16 protein-coding genes, 1 tRNA gene and 1 pseudogene are annotated in these 21,983 nt (G+C 71.8%); 8 read left to right on the top strand and 10 right to left on the bottom strand.

Annotated elements, in window-relative coordinates; translation table 11 throughout:
• Positions 1-62: 62 nt before the first annotated feature.
• Positions 63-884: a hypothetical protein gene (locus tag ACF1CT_RS14780; RefSeq protein ID WP_391784191.1), complete on the bottom strand. Its 822-nt coding sequence runs from the start codon at positions 882-884 to the stop codon at positions 63-65.
• 476 nt (positions 885-1,360) lie between these two features.
• On the opposite strand from ACF1CT_RS14780, the gene ACF1CT_RS14775 reads away from it, so the two are divergent.
• Positions 1,361-1,852, top strand: coding sequence for a hypothetical protein (locus ACF1CT_RS14775; RefSeq protein ID WP_391784190.1), 492 nt, complete (start codon positions 1,361-1,363; stop codon positions 1,850-1,852).
• On the opposite strand, the gene ACF1CT_RS14770 is transcribed toward ACF1CT_RS14775, so the two are convergent.
• A complete protein-coding gene (locus ACF1CT_RS14770) occupies positions 1,792-3,549 on the bottom strand; it encodes a CDP-glycerol glycerophosphotransferase family protein (RefSeq protein WP_391784189.1) in 1,758 nt (585 codons plus the stop codon). The genes ACF1CT_RS14775 and ACF1CT_RS14770 overlap by 61 nt on opposite strands.
• 396 nt (positions 3,550-3,945) lie before the next feature.
• Positions 3,946-4,018, bottom strand: a tRNA-Arg gene (locus ACF1CT_RS14765).
• Positions 4,019-4,346: 328 nt separating this feature from the next.
• Between ACF1CT_RS14765 and ACF1CT_RS14760 the strand changes: the two genes are divergently transcribed.
• From ACF1CT_RS14760 to ACF1CT_RS14730, 7 genes and pseudogenes are all read left to right on the top strand, one after another.
• Positions 4,347-6,050: an ATP-binding protein gene (locus ACF1CT_RS14760; protein WP_391784228.1), complete on the top strand. Its 1,704-nt coding sequence runs from the start codon at positions 4,347-4,349 to the stop codon at positions 6,048-6,050.
• Positions 6,047-8,092, top strand: coding sequence for a GTPase (locus ACF1CT_RS14755; protein WP_391784188.1), 2,046 nt, complete (start codon positions 6,047-6,049; stop codon positions 8,090-8,092). Before ACF1CT_RS14760 ends, ACF1CT_RS14755 begins: the two co-directional genes overlap by 4 nt.
• Before the next feature lie 96 nt (positions 8,093-8,188).
• Positions 8,189-8,545, top strand: a pseudogene (locus ACF1CT_RS14750) (single-stranded DNA-binding protein); the annotation flags it as partial.
• Between the two features lie 806 nt (positions 8,546-9,351).
• Positions 9,352-10,806: an LAETG motif-containing sortase-dependent surface protein gene (locus tag ACF1CT_RS14745; RefSeq protein ID WP_391784187.1), complete on the top strand. Its 1,455-nt coding sequence runs from the start codon at positions 9,352-9,354 to the stop codon at positions 10,804-10,806.
• A 239-nt stretch (positions 10,807-11,045) separates the two neighbouring features.
• Positions 11,046-12,710, top strand: a complete 1,665-nt coding sequence (gene ettA / locus ACF1CT_RS14740; RefSeq protein WP_391784186.1) for an energy-dependent translational throttle protein EttA — start codon at positions 11,046-11,048, stop codon at positions 12,708-12,710.
• Positions 12,711-12,716: 6 nt separating this feature from the next.
• On the top strand, positions 12,717-13,139 hold the full coding sequence (locus ACF1CT_RS14735; RefSeq protein ID WP_391784185.1) for an acyl-CoA thioesterase: 423 nt from the start codon (positions 12,717-12,719) through the stop codon (positions 13,137-13,139).
• Positions 13,136-13,831, top strand: a complete 696-nt coding sequence (locus tag ACF1CT_RS14730; protein ID WP_391784184.1) for a hypothetical protein — start codon at positions 13,136-13,138, stop codon at positions 13,829-13,831. Before ACF1CT_RS14735 ends, ACF1CT_RS14730 begins: the two co-directional genes overlap by 4 nt.
• A gap of 144 nt (positions 13,832-13,975) precedes the next feature.
• Here the strand turns inward: ACF1CT_RS14730 and ACF1CT_RS14725 are convergent, their stop codons facing one another.
• The 7 genes from ACF1CT_RS14725 to ACF1CT_RS14695 all read right to left on the bottom strand — a co-directional run bounded on the left by ACF1CT_RS14725 (position 13,976) and on the right by ACF1CT_RS14695 (position 21,982).
• Complete coding sequence (locus ACF1CT_RS14725) at positions 13,976-14,287, bottom strand: hypothetical protein (protein ID WP_391784183.1); 312 nt, start codon at positions 14,285-14,287, stop codon at positions 13,976-13,978.
• On the bottom strand, positions 14,287-15,222 hold the full coding sequence (locus tag ACF1CT_RS14720; protein ID WP_391784182.1) for a serine hydrolase domain-containing protein: 936 nt from the start codon (positions 15,220-15,222) through the stop codon (positions 14,287-14,289). The genes ACF1CT_RS14725 and ACF1CT_RS14720 overlap by 1 nt, the downstream gene beginning before the upstream one ends.
• Complete coding sequence (locus tag ACF1CT_RS14715; protein WP_391784181.1) at positions 15,219-16,805, bottom strand: alpha/beta hydrolase; 1,587 nt, start codon at positions 16,803-16,805, stop codon at positions 15,219-15,221. Before ACF1CT_RS14715 ends, ACF1CT_RS14720 begins: the two co-directional genes overlap by 4 nt.
• A 331-nt stretch (positions 16,806-17,136) precedes the next feature.
• A complete protein-coding gene (locus tag ACF1CT_RS14710; protein ID WP_391784180.1) occupies positions 17,137-17,541 on the bottom strand; it encodes a globin in 405 nt (134 codons plus the stop codon).
• Positions 17,542-17,764: 223 nt separating this feature from the next.
• Complete coding sequence (locus ACF1CT_RS14705) at positions 17,765-18,946, bottom strand: FHA domain-containing protein (RefSeq protein WP_391784179.1); 1,182 nt, start codon at positions 18,944-18,946, stop codon at positions 17,765-17,767.
• Between the two features lie 101 nt (positions 18,947-19,047).
• Positions 19,048-20,406, bottom strand: coding sequence for a VWA domain-containing protein (locus tag ACF1CT_RS14700; protein ID WP_391784178.1), 1,359 nt, complete (start codon positions 20,404-20,406; stop codon positions 19,048-19,050).
• Positions 20,407-20,653: 247 nt separating this feature from the next.
• Entirely contained in the window at positions 20,654-21,982 is a 1,329-nt protein-coding gene (locus ACF1CT_RS14695) for a protein phosphatase 2C domain-containing protein (RefSeq protein WP_391784177.1), read from the bottom strand.
• Position 21,983: the final 1 nt, after the last annotated feature.

Genomic DNA, 21,983 nt, shown 5'->3' with positions numbered 1-21,983 from the left:
CGAGCCCCTCCGCCGCGCCGATTGTGCGCGTCGATTTGCCGGAACCCGCCCCGGGCGACGGGTCAGGCGTAGTAGTGGACGGTTCCGCGGAGAGCCGCCGTCGCTCCACCGCAACGCTGGAGGAAGGTGGCCGCGAGAGCCGTCACCTTGCCCTGCTCGTCGGTGGCCATTTTGGTGATGGTGAGTTCCCCCGTCTGGTTGCCGCAGCCGCGGCTTTCGTGAGAGACCTCAAGGAACGCGGTGGTGCGGTCGGTGAGGTCGGTCGTCCGGTAGGTACGTCCCGCCTGGAGTCGCTCGCCCTCCGGGGCCGCGAACCGGACGCTCCAGCCGTCGCGCTTGCCCGACCCCGTGTAGGCGACGATGCCGTCCGTGGAACCAGTGAGCTGGAAGAGGCTGGTGGATCCGGTGTACCTGTTGCTGGTCCCGCCTCCGATGTAGTCGCCGTCCTCGCTTTCGTAGGCGTAGGAGAGGGGGAACACCTCGTACTTGATCTCCCCGGTGAGTGCGGGTGCGTCAGCGCTGTCGCACAGCTGCGTGAACGTCAGGTCCAACAGGGCGAGGCGGCCCGACGCATCGAACTCGATCTGGTCGATGGCGAATTGACCGAACACCTCGCTGCACCCGCGGTGGGCACGGTCGATGTCCATCCCGGGTGCCCGCCCGCCGGCGGGCGGGCGCTCCGCATCCCGGTACAGGCCCGGTCGCAGGGATTCCCCTTGTGGCGCGGTAAACACCATGTTCCAGGAGTTCGAGGAAAGCACGATCTTTCCGGGGTCGGGTTCGTCGGCGACGCTGTTCACCGACACGGTGTTGGACGTGCCCGAACCGCCGTCGCCGATCCAATCGCCCGGTTCGCTCGTGTACGTGTACGAAGAGACCGCCACCGGTTCCGTCCCCGGCATCGGCTCCGCCCCCGCGGCCTGTGCCGGGGACGGCAGCGCCGCTGCCCCTAACCCCGTGAGCGCGAACCCCGTGGCCAGGGCTACGCCGACGCGTCTCGCACGCATCCAGAAATTCACAGAAATCCCCTCCCGTCGACCGCCTGTTCGGTGCAGGCGGTCGATCCCTACCCCTCCGTCCCGGGCGGTGACACCTTGCTGTGACGGCACCTGACTGCGGTGAAACCTTGCTGTGGTGACATCGGGCCGCTGTGACACCTCGCTGTGGTGACATCGGTCGATCACGTGCCCCGGGTGCCATGTTCCGGCCGAGACACGTCACCGTGGGGCGGCGGACTGCCGGGCGAGCCCCTGCTCCTGGTCGGGGCGGCCGACGGCCGGTTCATGTGGAAGGCGGGACCGGAGGAGCCGCGGCCCTGGACCATCGCGCCGTCCCACGACGGAAGGGGCGTCCGTCCAGTGTGGCGAATCCCTGCCACACGTGCGCCCGGCCCGGTGCCGATGGTGCCCGTCGGCGCCGCTGCCGTGACCGGGTCCGGGAGAGGCCCGCCGGAGCGGTTTCCCGCAGGCCGCTCACGTGGCGTATCGCCCTCGGCTGCGCGCACAGCGCGGCGGGTGACCACCGCACCGCGCTGACGGTGCTCGGCCGGGCACGCACCGCTCTGCTGGCGCTGGACGACAGCCGCATGGCGGCACGGGCCCTGGCCGACACCGGTCGGACCAGGGCACGGCTGGGCGACACCGCGGGCGCGGTCGCCGACCTGTCACGGGCGGCCGAGGACCTGCGTCGGGGCGAGGCGCTGCACTACGAGGCACAGGTCATGGAAGACCTGGCGGACCTCCTGGAGGACCCCGAGGAGGCCAGGGCCTGCCTTCGCCGTGCCCTCACGATCTACGAGGAGGGCGGCAGCCCGCGGGCCGCGGTGGTCCTGGCCCGGCTGGCCGACGGCTGACCTCCCGACGGGCGGATCACCCGGAGAACCAGCCGTTGTCGGTGCGGGCCGTGCCACAGGAGCAGCGTCGTGTCCTGGAGTGGCAGACCACCGCGCAGACAGGCGTACACCGCCGCCGCGGCGGTGCCGGGGTCCGTGAAGCCCCCGTCCGGCGCGGTGACCCCCACTGTCCGCCCGTCGCGCAGACCGACCAGGCAACCGTCCTCCCGGGGGAGCGCGGCCATCCGCGCACCGGGGAAGTCGGAGAGCAGCCGGGCGATACCCTCGGCCGCCGCCTCGGGGGCGTTGAAGCCCGAACCCGCGCTGACGACGGTGGCACTCTCCGTCAGCCGTGTGTCCGGCTCGTCGATGTCGCACGCCAAGTGCCGGAACGAGGACGCGTCTTCGGCCGACTCCTTCGACAGCGCGGCCGGATATCGACGTGTGTGGACATGGATGTCGCCGGTGTCGTCCCGTACGACGGTCGTGTGCACCATGAGCGACCGGGCCCGTGCGACGTCCGACGGCGGAAGCGGGAAGGCCCGGGGCCCCCGTGCGGGCAGGTGCTTGCGCGGGGCGAGGCCGATGAGGTCGTAGACGAGGTCGCGCAGGCGGTGCAGGGCGGCGTCGGGCTCCGCGAAGGCACCGGCGACGACCGCGGCGAACCGGTCCGTGCGGTGCCCGGCCACGACGTTCTCCACCTGCTCGCGCAGCGGTCTGTCCACGGCCATCCACTCGGCGGCCGAACGGAGGGTGTGGCCCGCAGTCCCCGGTACGGCTTCGGAGCCGAACGCGCCGAGCAGTACGGGTCGCCCGATCGCTGCCGCGTACAGCGTCACGGAACCGTGGTCACCGATCACCGTGTCGGACGCCACCAGGGCCTGCTGCCACCCGTCCGTGGGGTCGACGGCGATCAGCCCCGCCTCCATGGCGGTCTGCTGCATGGCCCGCACCTGCCAGGCTCCATGGGCGGACCAGACGTTCGGATGCAGGACGAGTGCCACGCGGAACTCGTCCGCGGGGAGCTGGGCCAGCAACTCGGCGGGAAGCCCGGGTCGGGTTCCGGCCAGCGACTCGCCGCCCCAGGTCGAGGTCACCAGTACCAGCCGCTGACCGGGAGCCACGCCGAGCGCGGACCGGTACCGCTCGCGCCAGCGAGTACTGGCCCGGAGTCGGTCGTAGCAGGGATCGCCCACGAGCACCGTCCGCCCCACCGTGCCCGGATGCGCGGCGCCGAGCTGTGCGGCCTGATCGGGGTGGGACACCGCCAGCCAGGCGCGGCGATCCCTCAGCAGCTCCTCCGGGACAAGTCCCGAAAGCCGCGTGCCGGTCCCGGAGGAATCGGGCACGAACTTGTGGAAGCCGACGCCGTGCGGAAGCACCAGCACGGGGTAGTCGCCGGACGGGACCTTGATGTTCTCGGAGGCGGAGACCAGCAGGTCGGGCGAGATCTCCGAGAGCTGGGACCACGGCAGCGTGCGGCAGCCCGAGGCCCGGAGCAGATCGAGCACCCCGTTGTTGAAGGCGGACGTCGGATCGTAGGCGAACACCACGGTGACGCGGGGATCGTCATGGACGATCTCGGGCACGACGTCCAGCACGCGCACCAACGAGGTGACCGTCCTCGCCGCCACCACCAGCGTCCGCTCGCCGTCGAAGGTCCGCCAACGCTCGGCATCGGCCCCTACCGGAACCAGGATGCGTTCGTCGGAATCCATGATGTACCTCCGCCCGACGGCAGGATCGCACGCCCGGACCTCAGCGGCTCTCGGCTCTCGGCTCTCGGCTCCCGGCTCTCGGCTCTCGGCTCTCGGCTCTCGGCTCTCGGCTCTCGGCTCTCGGCTCTCGGCTCTCGGCTCTCGGCTCTCGGCTCTCGGCTCTCGGCTCAGTAGCGTAAATTTGGGCCCTTGGCAACCGATCCACCGCTTTCTCTTGAGAAAAGGCTACTGGGTGACTTTCCCCGGCGGCTTCGGTTCCGAACGGGGTTCGTCCCGGACCGGTTTCGGCAGGGCGGATCCGGTCACCGCAGCTCCTCTCCCCACTCGCTCGTCACCTGCCGAAAATCGGCCCCGGCCAGCAAAAAAGACCCTCCCGAAGGAGGGTCCATTCCTGTGCGCCCCCGGCAGGACTCGAACCTGCGGCCAAGTGCTTAGAAGGCACCTGCTCTATCCACTGAGCTACGGGGGCCTGGCGGTGGCCTCGGCGGCCTGGAGCCCCGGGCCCGGCAAGTCGGTGACCTGCCGGGACAAGGATAGGGCTCCGATCACCTTGTTCCGGTTGCTTCACCTGCGTGGCACGATGTGGAGGTTCGGTGAAGCGAACCGATAATCGCAGGTGGACGAGATTCGCGCATCGCTTTTCACGTCTCTCGCGCCGGGTGTTGTGCAGTCGTTATGCCTGCGCCCCACTCGTCCCCTCTGTCCTGACCTGAATCCTGCGGCAGGAACCGGCGCGCAGAGGTGGCTATACGCTTCAAAAAGGCTCCAAAATTGGGCATTCTTCGCATGTGGTGACCTTGGACGTACGGCCTCAGCTCATCGACGCACTTTCCGCCCTGCGCGACCGTGTCGCCGCCGTGCGTCTTCCGCTTCCGTTGCCGGGGGCCGCGCGCGCACGCCGGACCCGGGGCGAGTTGCTCGCCCAGCTCGACGACTATCTGCTCCCCCGGCTCAAGGATCCCGAAGCCCCCCTGCTCGCGGTCATCGGGGGATCCACCGGGGCCGGCAAGTCGACGCTCGTCAATTCGCTGGTGGGGCGGCTGGTCAGCGAGGCCGGCGTACTGCGGCCCACCACGCGCACACCGGTACTCGTCTGCCATCCGGATGATCATCATTGGTTCGCGGGGGCCCGTGTGCTGCCGCAGCTCACCAGGGTCTGGCTGCCGCCGCAGGAGTCACGCGACCTCGACGGCCCTGATGGCCGCGATGGCCGCGATGGCATCGGCGGCATCGGCGGTCTTGACGCGCTCGACGGATTCGACGACGGCGGGGACGAGGCCGGGGCCGGGGCCGCACTGCGCGTCGAGACCGCCACCGGGCTGCCGCGCGGGCTCGCACTGCTCGACGCGCCCGACATCGACTCCCTCGTGGTACGGAACAGGGTGCTGGCAGCCGAACTGATCTGCGCCGCGGACGTATGGGTGATGGTGACGACGGCGTCCCGTTACGCGGACGCGGTGCCGTGGCATCTGCTGCGTACCGCCAAGGAGTACGACGCCTCCTTCGTCACCGTTCTCGACCGGGTGCCGCACCAGGTGATCGCCGAGGTGTCGCGGCAGTACGGGGCGCTGCTCACCAAGGCGGGGCTCGGCGAGGTCCCGCGCTTCACCATTCCCGAACTGCCCGAATCGGCCGGTGGCGGCAGTGGGCTGCTGCCCACCACCGCGGTCGCTCCGCTGCGGGCCTGGCTCGGGCATCGGGCCCAGGACCCGGCGGCCCGCCAGCAGTCGGTCGGGCGCACGGTGGCCGGGGTCATCGACTCGCTCGACGCACGGCTGCCCGCCCTGGCCGGGGCGGTCGCGGCGCAGTACGCGGCGGTGGTGCGGCTGACCGCGGTGGTGGAGGACGTGTACCGGGCCGAGGGCGACCGGGTCGGGCGACGGCTGCGCAACGGTGGCGTGCTTGCCGGGGATGCCCGGACCCTGTGGCGTGGATACCCCTTGTTCAGCACGTCCGACGAGCTTCTGGAAGCGCTGGTGGAGAGCCTCGCCGCGCTTCTGCGGTGTGCCGTGGCCGCCGCCGACGAGCAGATCCGCGCGGCCTGGCGGCGTGAACCGGCGGCCACGGCGTTCGGTTTCGAGGACATCGGCCGGGAGACCGGGGGGTGGGGGCCCGCCGAGGACATCGGCGGGCGGATCGCCGTCGCCGTAGGGCGGTGGCGGCGCATGCTGGAGGAACTCGCGGAGGAAGAAGTGCGCCGGCTCGAACGCGGCGCCGCACCCGACCCCGAGACAGTGGCGGCACTCGTCGCTTCCGCGCTGCTCGGCGGCCGACGCACGCGCACCGCCGGGGAACAACTCGCCGAGCGGATCGGCGCCCAGGGCGCGCTGCGACTGCGCGACAGAGGCGGCGCACTGCTCACCGAATGCGTCGACCGGGTACTCGACGGCGAACGCGACCGGCGTCTCGCCCCGCTCGACGCCCTCGACGTGGCCCCGGAGCCGCAGGCCGAACTCATCGCCGCGCTGTCCGTACTGCAGAAGGAGAGGTGGCAGCGATGACTGCCGTCATTGACGAGGGCCCGAGCCGACGCGGCGGGCCGACGGCGGCCGGAGACCCGAACCGGGGCCACAGGGATCCGGCCCACCCGGATCCGGATCGCCCGAACCAGGACCGGCCGAACGGGGACCGCCCGGATCGGAACCTGACGTCCGACCGAAGTGGGGGTGCGCCGGAGGCGGACGGCGACGGTGGCTGGAACGACGGGCTCATCGCCCGGCGTGCCGCTGACAGGGAGGCGCCCACCGATCCCGGCTCCGGGCCGGGTGGCGGCACGTGGCTGCCCCGGGGCGAGGCATACGCGCTGTCCGACGGGTCGCTCCGGCCCCGGCTCGACGCGCTGCGCGAACTCGTCGGGCTGTCCCGGGCCCGGATCGACGGGGACACCCTCGCCGAAGCGGGGAGGGTGCTGGACGAAGCGGCGGCCCGGCGCAGGCTTTCCTCCCGGCACACGGTCATCGCCGTCGCCGGAGCCACCGGCAGCGGCAAGTCGACCCTCTTCAACGCACTCGCGGGCGCCCCGATCTCCGACACGGGGCTGCGCAGGCCGACCACCGCCGCGCCCATCGCCTGTTCCTGGACCGACGGGGCGGCCGGACTGCTCGACCGCCTCGCGATTCCCGGCCGTCTCAGGCGTCGGCCGCACCAGGGTGCCGGGGGCGTCGACGAGGCGTTGCGGGGGCTCGTCCTCGTCGACCTGCCCGACCACGACTCCGCCGCCACCGGGCACCGCGAGCAGGTCGACCGGGTACTCGCCCTGGTCGACGCGGTGATCTGGGTCGTCGACCCGGAGAAGTACGCGGACGCGGCCGTGCACGAGCGCTACCTGCGGCCGCTCGCCGGGCACGCCGAGGTCACCTTCGTCGTCCTCAACCAGGTCGACCGGCTGCCCGGTGATGCCGCCGACCAGGTTCTCGACGATCTCCGACGGCTGCTCGACGAGGACGGTGTGGCACTCGGCGAACACGGCGAACCGGGGGCAGTCGTCATGTCCCTGTCCGCGCTCACCGGCGATGGCGTCGGCGAACTGCGCGAGACGCTCGGCCGTTTCGTCCGGGAGCGCACCGCCGCGGTGAGTCGACTCTCCGCGGATGTGGACGCCGTCGCGGCCAGGCTCCGTCCGGTGTACATCGCGGAAGGGCGGCCCGGCCTCGGCGAGCGGGCCCGGGAGGAATTCGCCGACCGGCTCGCCGAAGCCGTCGGGGCGGCGGCCGCGGGGCAGGCGGCCGAGCGCGAATGGTGCGGGAACGCGGGGCGGGCGTGCGGTGCGCCGTGGTTGCGGCTCTGGCGCCGGTACGAGTCCACCCGGAGGCCGGGACATCCGGAGCGGACCACGAGGCCCGCGCCCTCCGAGGAGCGGTTCACGGCTCGGCAACGCGTCGAGCAGGCGGTACGGACCGTGGCGGACGAGGCCGCCGACGCACTGCCCGCCCCCTGGGCGCAGGCGGTCCGCGAGGCTGCGGTGACCGGCGCGGAAGGACTGCCGGAAGCGCTGGACGAACTGGTGGGGAGCACCCTTGGTTCAGGCGGTTCAGGCGGTTCAGGTGTTTCGGGCAGTTCGAGTGGCTCAGGTGGCTCAGGTGGCTCAGGTGGTTCGGGAGGCGGGCGCGGTCCGGGGGGCGTGATGCCGAGGGCGGATGCGATCCGCGGCGTGGGGCACGGCGGAGGCGGTGGAAGGCCGTCGAGGCCCAGGTGGTGGCCCGCCGCGGTGCTGGCGCAGGCGTCCATGACGTTGTTGCAGATCCTCGGGAGCCTCTGGCTGGTCGGTGAGATCGTCGGTGTGTTCGAACCCGGGTACCTCGTGCCCGCGCTGGTGATGCTGTCGGGTCTCGTCGGAGGGCCGCTGGTGGAGTGGTCGTGTGCGGCCGCGGCACGGGGGCCCGCGCGGCGATACGGGCAGGAGACCGAACGGCAGTTGCGCGAGGCGGCGGCGGCCTGTGGACGGGCGAGGGTGCTCGACCCGGTGGCGGCGGAACTCGTGCGGTATCGCGAAGTGCGGGAGCGGTATGTGGCGGTGACGGAGTTTTCCACAACCGTTCGGTAATCCACAGGTGTCGGCAGGAATTCCGCCTCTCCTCCAATCTGGACGTGCGACCGCACCCACGCGGTCACGCATCCGGATCGAAGGGGAGGCGGAGCCATGAACGAAACCTTGGTGACCTTGGTGGGCAACGCGGCGACGGGCGTGGAGTACCGGGAGACCGTCAGTGGCGGGATGGCACGGTTCCGGTTCGCGGTGACACCGCGTCGTTGGGATCGGGAGAAGCAGAGCTGGGCCGACGGGCGCACCAGCTTCTACACCGTGTGGGCGTGGCGGGGGCTGGCGTCGAATCTCTCCGGCTCCGTATCCGTGGGAGAACCACTCGTCGTACACGGCAGGTTGAAGGTGCGGGAGGAGGAGAGGGAGGGACATCGCAGGACTTTTGTGGATATCGAGGCAGTCGCCGTCGGGCACGATCTGACCTGGGGGACGGCCGCGTTCCGACGGGTGATGAGGGGCGGAACGGGATGTGGCGTCCGTACGGGAGGCGCGGAACCGGGCGGGGCGGATGTTTCGGACGACGGGGTGGGGCGCCTTGATGAACCGGACTGGTCGAGTGGGGCATCCGGGCGGGTGAGCTCGGCAGGGCCGGAGGGATCCGAGAGTTCGGTGAAATCCGGGGGATCGGCGGAATCGGAGGTACGGGCAAGGTCTGTGGGACCGGCAGAGCCGCTGGGGCCCGGGGAACAGGCCCGGCGGGAGGAGGGCGGTGAGCGGGTCGAGCGACGACGGGGAAGGCGGTCGGTATCACGTCAGAAGGGAGATCAGGAACCGGTGTTGGTGCCCTGACTCGACGCCAACGACGCCAACGACGCCAACGACGCCAACGACGCCAACGACGCCAACGGTGCGAGCGATGCCAGCGACGTGGTGCGATGCCCGGCGGTCGGCGAGACGGAGCAGGGGCAGTACGGGCAGGGACGGGAGCGGGCAGGCCTGGGCGAGGTGGATCGGGGCGGTGGTGAGGGGGGCGGTCCGCCGCAGCGGGTCGGTGCGGCCGAGATCGTTGACGTTGTCGCGGAGGGCTGTGACCGTCCGCTGAACGGCGCCCGTCGGTTCTGCGACGAGGAGGTATGCGGGGGCGTGCATCGGGAACCGGGGATAACGATTCTGAGTCGGAATGGTTGTACGACGTTATGACGGGGGACTGTTCATCGCTTCGTCCTTAGGATTCCCCCGTACTCACGGGGCACTTGAGTCAACTGGCGGGGCAATCCCCACACGCGCATCAGGCGCGGAGGGTTCCGCCCGGAGGGAATTCTGTGTTTTCTGCTGCTTCAGCGACCGTTTCGTCTTCCACGGAGACACCTGATGCTCCACGGCGGCGGGGCATAACCCGGCTGGCCGCGTCGGTGGTGGCATCCGGTCTGGTCATGGCAGGCGCCCTCGTCGGCGCCGGCAGTGCGGTCGCCGACGAGGCGACGCACCATCAGGGTGGCGCGTCCGCGGTCCTGGACGGACTGAAGACCTATGACCGTGCCGTGCTCCACACGAATGGCAAGAACCAGCAGCTGCCCGCCGGTGTCTTCGAGATGACCGTCGACGGCGGGGGCAAGCTCAAGACGTACTGCATCGACATCCACAACCCCACGCAGGACCAGGCGAAGTACCTGGAGACGCCCTGGGGCCAGACCTCGCTCGGCGGCAACAAGAACGCCGGCAAGATCCGCTGGATCCTGGAGCACTCCTACCCGCAGATCGACGACCTCGCGGCACTCGCCAAGCAGGCCGACAGCGGTCCGCTGACCGAGAAGACCGCCGCGGCGGGCACGCAGGTCGCCATCTGGCGCTACTCGGACGACGCCAATGTCGAGGCGACCGACAAGGCGGCCGAGAAGCTGGCGGACTGGCTGGAGAAGAACGCCGCGAACCAGGACGAGCCCAAGGCGTCCCTCGCCCTGGACCCGGCAGCGGTCTCTGGCAAGTCCGGCGAGCGGCTCGGGCCGATCACCGTCCACACCAACGCGGGCCAGGTCTCCGTGACCCCGCCGGCCGACGCCGCCAGCGGTGTCAAGGTCACCGACAAGAACGGCCAGCCCCTCACCAGCGCGGCCAACGGTGCGCAGCTCTACTTCGACGTCCCGGCCGGGACCGCCGACGGCTCCGCCTCGCTGACCGTCCAGGCCACCACGTCGGTGCCGGTCGGCCGGGCCTTCGCCGGTGTGACCAAGAGCCAGACCATGATCCTTGCCGGTTCCAGCGAGTCCACGGTCTCCGCGACCGCCGGCGCCAACTGGGCCAAGAAGGGCGCGATCCCGGCCGTCTCGGCCGAGAAGAACTGCTCCAAGGGCGGTGTGGACGTCACCACGGCCAACAAGGGCGACGAGGCGTTCACCTACGAGCTGGCCGGTAAGAAGTACACCGTCGAGGCGGGCAAGTCCGAGACGGTGACGGTTCCGGTCGCCGAGGACCAGGCGTACGACATCACGGTCACCGGCCCCGAGGGCTTCTCCAAGACGTTCAAGGGCGTCCTGGACTGCAAGACCAGCGGCAGCACGACCGGTGGTGGTCACGAAACCCAGACCGAGAGTGAGCAGCCCGCCCCGGCCACGTCCGGCGGCTCGGCCGGTGCGACCGGTTCCACGGGTGACCTCGCCGAGACCGGTGGCTCCAGCGCGACCCCGGTGATCGCCGGTGTCGCGATCGCCCTCGTCGTCGTCGGCGGCGGCGCGGTCTTCCTCCTCCGCAAGCGCAAGGCGCAGCCCTCCGCGCAGTAGTCGAGCGCGGTCGCGGGGCCGGTGAGGCCCCGTGACCGCGGAGCGACGAACCCCGGGCGGGGCTCGCACCCGCCTCGACCTCGGCCCCGGTACGCACAGGCGTACCGGGGCCGTCTCCGTGCCGGGAGCCACGCCGCGGCCGGTGCCCGTGGCGGGGTACGGGCTGGTTTCCGTCCGGGGGTGGACGTCAGGCAAGATGGTGTGTATCTGCCCACACATCGATAGCCGGACGGTTTCTCTTGGCTGAGTACATCTACACCATGCGCAAGACGCGCAAAGCGCACGGCGACAAGGTGATCCTCGATGACGTCACCCTGAACTTCCTGCCCGGCGCGAAGATCGGTGTCGTGGGCCCCAACGGCGCCGGTAAGTCCACGGTGCTGAAGATCATGGCGGGTCTGGAGCAGCCGTCCAACGGTGACGCGTTCCTCTCGCCCGGTTTCAGCGTCGGCATCCTCATGCAGGAGCCGCAGCTCGACGAGTCGAAGACGGTTCTGGAGAACGTCCAGGACGGCGCCGCCGAGATCATGGGCAAGCTCAAGCGCTTCAACGAGGTCGCCGAGCTCATGGCGACCGACTACTCCGACGCGCTGATGGAGGAGATGGGCAAGCTCCAGGAGGACCTGGACCACGCCAACGCGTGGGACCTGGACGCACAGCTGGAGCAGGCCATGGACGCGCTGGGCTGCCCGCCCGGCGACTGGCCGGTCGTCAACCTCTCCGGTGGCGAGAAGCGCCGCGTCGCGCTCTGCAAGCTGCTCATCGAGGCCCCCGACCTGCTGCTCCTCGACGAGCCCACCAACCACCTCGACGCCGAGTCGGTGAACTGGCTGGAGCAGCACCTCTCCAAGTACGCCGGTGCCGTCGTCGCGGTCACCCACGACCGCTACTTCCTCAACAACGTCGCCGAGTGGATCCTCGAACTCGACCGCGGCCGTGCCCTGCCGTACGAGGGCAACTACTCCACCTACCTCGACAAGAAGGCCGCCCGCCTCAAGGTCGAGGGCCGCAAGGACGAGAAGCGCGCCAAGCGGCTCAAGGAAGAGCTGGAGTGGGTCCGCTCCAACGCCAAGGGCCGGCAGACCAAGTCCAAGGCACGCCTCGCCCGTTACGAGGAGATGGCGGCCGAGGCCGAGAAGATGCGGAAGCTGGACTTCGAGGAGATCCAGATCCCGCCGGGCCCGCGGCTCGGTTCCATCGTCGTCGAGGTCGAGAACCTCTCGAAGGCCTTCGGCGACAAGGTCCTCATCGACGACCTGTCGTTCACCCTGCCGCGCAACGGCATCGTCGGCGTCATCGGTCCGAACGGCGCGGGCAAGACCACGCTGTTCAAGATGATCCAGGGCCTGGAGACGCCGGACTCCGGCTCCATCAAGATCGGTGACACGGTCAAGGTCTCCTACGTCGACCAGGGCCGGGCCAACATCGACCCGAAGAAGTCCCTCTGGGCCGTCGTCTCGGACGAGCTGGACTACATCAACGTCGGCCAGGTCGAGATGCCGTCGCGGGCGTACGTCTCCGCGTTCGGCTTCAAGGGCCCGGACCAGCAGAAGCCGGCCGGTGTCCTGTCCGGTGGTGAGCGCAATCGCCTCAACCTGGCGCTGACGCTCAAGGAGGGCGGCAACCTGCTGCTCCTCGACGAGCCCACCAACGACCTCGACGTCGAGACCCTGTCCTCCCTGGAGAACGCCCTGCTGGAGTTCCCGGGCGCCGCGGTGGTCATCTCCCACGACCGCTGGTTCCTGGACCGCGTCGCCACGCACATCCTGGCGTACGAGGGCGACTCCAGGTGGTACTGGTTCGAGGGCAACTTCGAGTCGTACGAGAAGAACAAGGTCGAGCGCCTCGGTGCGGACGCGGCCCGCCCGCACCGTGCCACGTACAAGAAGCTGACGCGAGGCTGATCCGTCGTGGCACGCCACATCTACAACTGCCCGCTGCGCTGGTCGGACATGGACGCCTTCGGGCACGTCAACAATGTCGTCTTCCTCCGCTACCTGGAGGAAGCACGCATCGACTTCATGTTCCGGCTGGCGCCGGGTGACGGCTCACCGTCCTTCTCGGGCGGTTCCGTGGTGGCCCGGCACGAGATCGACTACGTGCGTCCGCTGGTCCACCGGCACGAACCGGTGACCGTCGAGTCGTGGGTAACGAAGATCGGGGCCGCGTCGCTGACGATCGCGTACGAGATCAAGGACCCGGACCAGGTGTACGTACGGGCCGCGACCGTCGTCGTGCCGTACGACCTGGCGGCGGAGCGGCCCCGGCGGATCACCGCCGAGGAGAAGCTCTTCCTCCAGCAGTACCTGGCCGAGGAGCCCGCCGCGGCATGACGGTACCCGTACTGCCGCTGGAGTTCGCCGACGCGGGGGAGACCGCGGATCTCGCGGCCTTCCTCGCGCGGCTGCTCCACTACGACCGGGCCGCCGCGGTGCGGATGCAGGCGGGCGGCAGCGCACTCGCCGTGTTCGGCAGGCCGCCGTCGTTCGAGGTCCTGGCGATCCGGACGGCACGGCTGGCCGGACGGCACGACTTCGACACCACGGTGTCCGCCGGCGAACTCCTCGAATCCCTCGACACCGGGAACGAGGGCACGGCGGCCGGACCGGGCGTGCTGCCCGCCGCCGTCACCGGGCCGCCCTGGACAGGGGTTCTCCCGCCCCGCGGCGGGTGGCGCGAACTTCCGGGGCTGCCCGACCCGGTCTCCCTGCGCGAGGCCGTCACCACCGCGATCACGGAGTTCCGCTCCCGCGACGAGGCGCTGCCCGAAGGACACCGCACACGGGCCGAACGGGACGTGATCGGCCGCGAGATCTGGTCCCGCACGATCGGCTCCACCGGCCTCCCGCTGCGGGCCGTCCACGCCGCCCAGTCCCTGGGGTTCCTGCGTCCGGCACCGGACTTCCCGGTCGCCCTGCTCGCGGCCGGGGCCTGGCTGCGGCTGCGCACCCCCTTCGGCTCGATCGCCCTGCGCGGGCGGGACAACGGGCTCGGCACGCTCGCCGTGTCGGTCGGTACGCGCTGAGCGGTGCCGGACGGGGCCTGTGCCCCTCTCGATCACGGTGTTGCCCCCGCCCGGCCGGGGCGAATGCGAGGGGGCGTCACCCCGCCCGGTCGGCGCCGGACACGCGGACGTATCGGTCGGCGCGTCGGGAATCCGCATCCGCGATCACCGGTCGGTCAGTGCCCGGTCGATCAGCCGCAGCCCGGCCGCGTCCTGCGCGTCCTGCGCCGGGTCGCCCATCCGCAGACCGAAGGCCGCGCTGGTCGCGGCCCGTGCGCCGTCCGGCGTCACCCCGCTCTCGGAGACGATCCCCAGGTGGGTGCCGCCGTGGAACCAGATTCCGTCCCGGCTCCCGGCCACCGGCCGCCAGGCGATGCCCAGGCCGTAGCGGACCCCGGGCGCCGCGATCCAGCCCTCGGCAGCCACCGTCTCCTTCATCGCGGCGAGCTGGGCCGGACGCAGCAGCCGCCCGCTCATCAGCGCGCGCAGGAAGACACCGTGGTCGTGGGTGGTGCTGATGACCGAGCCGTCCGCCCCGCCGCCGGAGGCCAGCGTCGTGTCGGCCGGCCGACGTCCGGGAACCAGGTGTACGCGGTGGCCGTGGGCGCCGGGACGTACGACGAGGAGCCCGGGGTGAGGGTGTGGCGCAGGCCCAGCGGTTCGATGACCCGGTCATGGATCTCCTGCGCCCAGGTATTGCCCGTCACCTGTTCGATGATCAGGCCGGCCACCACGTAGTTGGTGTTGGAGTAGCCCCAGCGCCGTTCCCGTTCGGGGTGTTCGGCGTTCGGCAGCCACAGCGGCGGGCGGGTCAGGGCGGACTTCAGCTGGTCCTCGGGGGCCGTACCCCGGAAGCGCGAGCGGCGGTATCCGGCCGGGGTGAAGGCGTCGGCCGCGTCGGGCGAGACGGCGAGATAGTCGTTCAGGCCGCTGGTCTGCCGCAGCAGATGGGCGACCGTGATCCTGCGGCCGTCGTTCCCGTTGCCGCGCACGGCACCGGGCAGCCACCGTTCGACGGTGTCGGTGAGCGCGAGCCGCCCCTCGCCGACCAGTTGGAGGGCGAGCACCGCCGTGAAGGTCTTGGTGTCGCTGCCGATCCGGTAGTACGCGTCCCAGGGGACCGGGCACCGCGGGTCGGACCGGTCGGCGCGCCCCGCCCGGGCCGTCGTCCGGCCGTCGGCGGTCTGCACCTCCGCCAGCACACCGGTGGCCCCGGCGGCGAGGACCGCGTCCACATCGCGCTGGAGCCGGCCGCGCGACGTGGCGTCCCCACGCGGTCCCGCCCCGTCCCGGGCCCCGGTGGTGGGACGGGGCACGGCGCGACGAGGCGAGGCCGCCGTCGCCGTCGGGGCGGACGCCCCGGTGAGCAGTGCCGCGGCCGTGGTCACCAGGCCCGTGCGCCGGCTGATCACCACACCTCCCCGGTGCGGGGGCAGGTCAGGTCGGCGGCGGGAAGCGTGCCGTCCCGCAGGTAGCCGACGACGGTCCGGTCGGCGCAGGGGACGGGGGTGAGGCCGTCGAGCCCGCGCCCGAACACCCCGTGTGCCCGGATGTCCGCCGTCACCAGCCGTGAACCGGTCAGGCGGCGGTGCAGGGCCAGCGCGCCCTCGTACGGGACGTTGTTGTCGCGCCGGGCCTGGAGCATGAGCACGGGCACGTCGTTGCCGATCACGGTGGCGGGCTCGCGGGACGTGCTCGTCCAGAAGGCGCACGGCGCCGTCATGCCATTGGCGAACGGGCCGAACACCGGCTGGGTCACGCGGCTGCGTTCCATGTTCCGCCAGTACGTCTCCGGGTCCTTCGGCCAGCCCCCGGCGGGCCAGCCGCTGTCGCCGCACATGAAGATCGTGCCGCCCACCATGCTGTCCGCCAGTTCGGGGGAGGTCAGCAGCTCCAGCATGGCGGCGAGTTCCGGACCGGGCTCGACCGGCAGCCCCGCGGCGGCGTCGACCAGGTCGCGCACCGTGGAGGCGAGCGCCGGGTCGTACTCCTCGTGCTGGATGAGCTGCCTCAGCACCAGCCGCAGCAACGACGCGTCGAGGCGGACGCCGGACACGACGACCGGACGTCGTTCGGCGCCGTCGAGCAGTTCCTGGACGCGTGCGCGGACGCGGGCGGGCGTGCCGCCGAGCCGGTAGGTCCCGTCGTGCCGGGCGGCCCATCCGGCCCAGGCGTCCAGCGCCTCTTCGAGGGGGCGGCCCGCCCGCTGGAACAGTTGGTACTGGGTGGCCGCGGGATCCGTGGACGAGTCGAGGACGATCCGGTCGGCGCGACGGGGGAACATCTGGGTGTAGACGGCGCCCAGGTCCGCGCCGTACGAGACGCCGTAGTACGACAGCACGGGCTCGCCCAGCGCCGCGCGGATCGCGTCCATGTCGCGGGCGACGTTCCGGGACGTTGCCTGCGGCAGGAGCCGGGCGTTGTCCCCGTGCTCCCGGCAGCGTCGCGCCGTCTCGCGGGCGTCGCGCACCGACCGGTCGAAGTCCTCGCGGCGGGTCGTGGTGGGGCCGGGCGCGGGTGCCGGTTCGGCGGGGGCGCAGGCGACGGGCGTGGACTCACCGAGGAAACGGGGGTCGAAGCCGATGAGGTCGTAGCGGTCCGCCGCGTCCTTCGACGCGGACCGCAGGTGCAGTGTGTTGGCCAGGCCCGTGCCGCCGGGACCGCCCGGATTGGACAGCAGGATGCCCCGGCGCTGACCGTGCGCCGCGGTGGCGGCGATCCGGGAGACGGCGATCTCGATCGTCGGGCCGCCGGGATCGGCGTAGTCGAGCGGCACGGTCACCTTCGTGCACCGGGCGCCCGCGGCGCGCAGTTCCTTCTGCCCCGGTGAGCAGGGGCCCCAGACGAGGTGCCGACGGGCCGACTCGGCGGTGGAGACGGCGGTGGAGACGGTGGCGGAGGGGGACGGGGAGGAGGTGGTGGCGGACGCGGGCATACCGCCCGCGAGTAAACAGGCAAGGCCGAGACCTGCGGTGACCGGACGGGCGGCGCGCATCGTGCTCCTCGGATCGGGTGGGGATACCCGCACGACGCTAGGGGCCCGCGCGACCCGGGAACATCGGGCCACCCGGTCGATGGAGCCTGGGGACAGCACCACCCACGCACAGGGCGGACGCGACGGGGACGGTGGGGCGACGGGGATGGTGGGGCGACGGGGACGGCAGGGACAGCAGGGACGATGAAGGGCGGTGGGGGACGGCGGGGCGGCGATGGGGGCGGCAGGGACGGTGGGGGCGACGGAAAACCCGCTCCCGGAGGACGGGAGCGGGTGTGGGTGCGGGTGTGCGGAAGTCAGTGGAGGCAGGACCGGCCCGGAGGGCGTGGGTTCAGCCCTCGGTGTTCACCATCGAGGCCGCGGCGTACGTGAGGTAGTCCCACAGTTGCCGCTCGTGCTCCGGTGCGAGACCGAGCTCGTCCAGCGCGACCCGCATATGGCCCAGCCACGCGTCGTGCGCCGCCCGGTCCACCTGGAACGGGACGTGCCGCATCCGCAGCCGCGGGTGTCCGCGCCGTTCGCCATAGGTGCGGGGGCCACCCCAGTACTGCATCAGGAACAGCCTGAACCGCTCCTCGGCCGGGCCCAGATCCTCCTCCGGGTACATGGGCCTCAGCAGCGGGTCCTCGGCGACCCCCTGGTAGAAGCGGTGCACCAGGCGTCGGAAGGTCTCCTCGCCGCCGACCTGCTCGTAGAAGGTCTGCTCCTGCAGCGTGTCGCGCGGAATCTCAGTCACCCGTCCATCGTCGCAGACGCACCGGCCGAGTACCCGGGTCCTAGGACCCGCCACCGACGCCGCTCCGCCGCACCTGCCGGACCGACCGACGGGTCGGACGGGGTCGGCAGGTCCGGCGAGCCAGGTCGAGCGGCACCGAGCCAGGTCGAGCCGCGTCGAACGGCCCCGAACGGCGTCGAACGGCGTCGATCCGGGGCCGGCCAGGGAGAGGGCGGCCCGCCCGTCAGCCCCGGCGGATCGTGATCGTCGTCCACGCCCCGACGTGCACCCTGTCGCCATCCTTCAGCGGGACGGGAACGTAGGGCTGGATCGGGTCCTCGGCGCCGTTGAGCGTGGTGCCGTTGGTGGAGTTCTGGTCGACGACCGCCCAGCTGCCGTCGGGCTGCTGCACCAGCACCGCGTGCTGGTGCGAAACGCCCGGGTCCTCGGGCGGCACGGACAGATCGATGTCGGGCGACTCGCCGGTGCTGTGCCTGCGACGGCCGACGGTGATCTGGTTGCCGGACAGCGCGACCCGCTGCTCCGGGGAGTACGCGGGCAGGTTGAGCCCGGTCGCCTCCGGGCCGCTGCGCTGCATCATCGACAGGAAGTACTCACGGTCCGGGGCGACGACGGCGGTCCAGTTCGCGGGCGGCTGGTTCTGGTTTCCGCCCGGCAACGGCGCTTGGTGCTGCTGCGGTGGCCGCGGCGACGGCTGCGGGCCCTGGGGCGGCGACGGCGGCGACAGCATCCAGTCGTCGTCACCGGCCTGCGGCGGCCGGGGCGCGGGCGGCGCCGAGGACACGGGCGGCTGCGGTGCGAGGGACTGCGGAGCGGACGGGCCGGGCCGCTCGAAGCCGGGCGGTGCCGACTGCTGCTGGAACGGCGACGAGGACTGCTGCTGGAACGAGGGCGGCGGCCCCTGCTGCTGGAACGGGTGCGGCGGCTGCGACGCCTGCGGACCCGGTGCGGGCGCGGAGGCCGGTGTCAACGGCCCGGGGCGGCTCTCCCGGTCGGGGGAGAGCGGCTCGGCCGGGCGGTTCACCTGCGAGGGCCGTGAGCCCTGGTACTCGAACGGGTCGTGCTGCTGCGGCCCCGACGGCTGCTGCGCCTGGAAACCCGGCGGCAGGTTCAGACCGGGGGGCGGGGCCAGCGGCGTGTACGAGGTCGCGGTGTTCGTCAGGAAGTTCCAGCGGCACTCCTCGCAGTACGGCGCCATCGCCTCACGGGGCGTGCGGCACTGCGGGCAGAGCTCGGCCTGCTGGGTCGCGTCCGCGCCGGTTCCCTGCGGAAAGCCGGGAACGGGCGGCGGGGGAGGCGGTGGGGGAACGGCGCCCGCGGGCGCGCCCGCGCCGGTCATGCGGTGGCCGCAGACCTCGCACCAGTCCTCGGAACCCGACTGGTGTCCGTTCGGGCAGGTCGGCATGTCGGCACTTCCCCCTCTCCTCGTCCGGCCCCTGGGGCCGTCATCCTCTGCTCTTCGCCGCCGGGCGGATCACCCGGCGGCGGCTCGGCGCGGTCGTGCGGTCACTTCTTGACGCGAACGGTCTTGGTGGAGCGGGTTTCGAGTGTCATCGAGTCGGCCTCCGCGACCTTCGCCTTCAGTCGCACAGTACCGGTCGCCGCGTCCACCACGTCCACCACCTTCGAAAGCAGTTTCGCGGTGTCCTCGTTCCCGGACACCGACGCGAGCTGCACCGCGCGGCCCAGTTTCGCGGTCGCGCCGTCGAAGTCTCCCGACTTGCGGGCATCGAGACCCTGCTGGATGACTTGTGCGAGTTCCGCCTGGCCCGTGTAGTGCGCGACCTGCGGATTGATGGACGTGGACGCGGCCATGTCCTCCGTCCACACCGCCCGTACCAGCCCCTGGGAGAGCGTCTGCGGCGCCCCGCCGGCGGGGTCCGGCAGGATCAGCGAGACCCGGGAGGCCAGCATCTCCTGGCCGATTCCGGCCTCCGGCACCCGCACGCACACGTGGTAGTCGCGGGACTCGTCGCCCCACGAACCCGTGGGGTAGTCCCCGGCGCGGGGGCCCGCCTCGGTGCGGCGATCGGTCAGGTCGACGACCGTCGGTGCCACCTGCTTCACGAACGCGATCTCGACCCCGACGGGCGTCCAGAGCCGCAGCGCGACGTCCGCGACCTCCTTGCCCATCGCGTTCTCCATCATCTGCGTGAAGTCGGCGGCCAGCCCCGCCGGGTCCGCGACGATGTCGGCAGTGCCGAGCAGGGCGGAGGCGATGGCCGTGACCTCCTTCACCTCCCAGTCGGTGCCGACACCGCGGGCGTCACAGGTGAAGCGGCCCGCACAGGAGTCGAGCGCGGCCCGCAGGTCCTCCGGCGCCTCGTGCTCGTTGCGCCCGTCGGTCAGCAGGATGCCGTGCCGGATCTCCACATCGGCGGCGCCGAGCAGCCGGTCGGCGAGCCGGAGCCAGGTGCCGATCGCCGTGCCGCCACCGGCGCCGAGCGAACGCAGGGCCCCCTTGGCCTGGGCCCTGGTCTGCGCGTCGGCCACCGCGAGCCTGCCGTTGCCCGGGTAGACCTCCTTGGCGACGTGTGTGCCGCCGACCACGGCGAACGAGGTGCCGTCGCGCAGGGTGTCGATCGCCGCCGCCGTCGCGTCGCGGGCGTTGCGCATCTTCGTCGGCGGATAGTCCATCGAACCCGAGCAGTCGACCATGATCACCACGGCGGCGTTCGGCCCCCGTCCCGCCGTGTGCGCGGGCGCCGAGGCTCCACCGGACAGCGGGACGCCGCCGGTGGTGCCGCCTCCGGTGGAGGTGACCGTGACGATCGCGTTGACCTCACGACCGCCCTCCGGCAGAAACTCGTTCTGGTACACATCGACGGAGAACTGCGGCACGTGCGACTTGGAGAAGTTGGCCATCTGATCGGCTCCTCGTGGACTCCAGGTGTCGGATGAGGACAGCTGTGAGCGAAGAAGTACGGGCAAGGTCGGGTCGGCGCCGAACCGGCGGAACCTTTTCGGAACGCCGGGTCGGAACGGCCGGGACGGATGGAACGGTCGAGACCGGCGGAACGGACGGGACGAACCGAACGGTCGGGGCGGAACGGGCGGGGCGGAACGGCCGGGTGGGGTGGCGGAACCGGAATCAACTGTTACGGAACGTGACTCATGGGGTGTCGCAGCCCGATCCTGCCCCCTGCGACGGCAGGGCGAACGGCAGCAGGGCCACTGTTACGTTGTCGTGGCCCCCACCGTCGAGTGCGTGGCCCACCAGCACCTGAGCACCGTGCAGCGGCCGTGCCCCCGCGTCGGACGGCACCGCCGCGGCCATCTCGGCGGCCGACTCCGCGTAGTTCCACAGACCGTCCGTGCACACCACCACGAGACCGGGCCGGTCCGGTTTGAACGAGGCGGTGTGCGGCTCCAGTTCGTACGCGTCGGCGCCGAGCCACCCGGTGATGGCGTGGGCCCGCTCGTCCGCGTAGGCCTCGGCCTCGTTCATCAGCCCCGCGGCCACCATCTGGGCGGCCCAGGAATCGTCCTCGGTGAGCCGGGCGGGTGGTGCGGTGCGGTCGTCCGGCACCCAGTACACGCGGCTGTCGCCGACCCAGCCGACCACCAGCAGGCCGTTCGCCATGATCGCGCCGACCAGGGTGCACGCCGGGGCGTTCTGCTGCCGGTGCGGGTCGTTCTCCCCGGCCGGGCCGGACTTCCGGGCCAGGGAGTTGACCGACTCCGCGGCCACGAGAATCGCCTCGTGCATCGCCTGCTGCGGATGGGTGCCGCGCGGCAACGACTCCAGGAGCGCCTCGTTGGCGGCGGACGCCGCGGCGGCCGACGCCTCGTCCGGACGGCTCGCGGACGAAACGCCGTCGCACACGATCGCGACGACGGCCGGTGAACCGTCGGACAGGGCGGTCGTCGACACCGCGAACGAGTCCTCGTTGCGGTGATGGCGCAGCCCCCGGTCGCTGACGGCGGCCACCGAACCGAGTTCCCGCTCCATGTGATCGCGCTCGCGCGGCTGGGCGTGGCCGCAGTTCTCGCAGTAGCCGTCGGTGTCGACCCGGCCGGCGCGGCACGCCACACACAGCTTGGTACCGACCGGCGGCGTGGCGAACGGACCGGCGGCGGAGCTGCGCGGGTCGGGCGCGCCACCGGGCGCGGGCGTTTCGGCGGAGGGAGCGAACGCCGTGTCGGGCGCGCCCGGTCCGGCGGACGCGGCCGGCGCGCCACCGGGAGCCGGTGACCCGGCCCGTCGTACGGAAGCGGCATCGGCCCCGGGCGCGGCGATCTCGAAATCGTCCGAGCCGCCGGTTCCGCCGGGCCGGACCTCCGTCGGCGCGGCCGGGGTGATCGTCGGACGCTCCTGCGGCGGGGCGGGCACGGCCGACAGGTCGTACCCGCACGCACCGCAGAACAAATCCCCCGGATCCAGCGGCTCCTCGCAGCCGGGGCACTTCGGCAGGGGCGTCTCCTCGGGCTTCTGCGACATC

The organism is Streptomyces sp. NPDC014734, from assembly GCF_043083325.1.
Classification (GTDB): domain Bacteria; phylum Actinomycetota; class Actinomycetes; order Streptomycetales; family Streptomycetaceae; genus Streptomyces.
This window is presented reverse-complemented; position numbering and strand designations above follow the sequence as displayed.

Coding starts and splice junctions, on each gene's coding strand:
- ACF1CT_RS14770 (WP_391784189.1), bottom strand. CDS start 3,549: ATGGATTCCGACGAACGCATCCTGGTTCCGGTAGGGGCCGATGCCGAG.
- ACF1CT_RS14725 (WP_391784183.1), bottom strand. CDS start 14,287: ATGAGCGGGCGGCTGCTGCGTCCGGCCCAGCTCGCCGCGATGAAGGAG.
- ACF1CT_RS14715 (WP_391784181.1), bottom strand. CDS start 16,805: ATGCGCGCCGCCCGTCCGGTCACCGCAGGTCTCGGCCTTGCCTGTTTA.
- ACF1CT_RS14695 (WP_391784177.1), bottom strand. CDS start 21,982: ATGTCGCAGAAGCCCGAGGAGACGCCCCTGCCGAAGTGCCCCGGCTGC.
- ACF1CT_RS14730 (WP_391784184.1), top strand. CDS start 13,136: ATGACGGTACCCGTACTGCCGCTGGAGTTCGCCGACGCGGGGGAGACC.
- ACF1CT_RS14700 (WP_391784178.1), bottom strand. CDS start 20,406: ATGGCCAACTTCTCCAAGTCGCACGTGCCGCAGTTCTCCGTCGATGTG.
- ACF1CT_RS14705 (WP_391784179.1), bottom strand. CDS start 18,946: ATGCCGACCTGCCCGAACGGACACCAGTCGGGTTCCGAGGACTGGTGC.
- ACF1CT_RS14755 (WP_391784188.1), top strand. CDS start 6,047: ATGACTGCCGTCATTGACGAGGGCCCGAGCCGACGCGGCGGGCCGACG.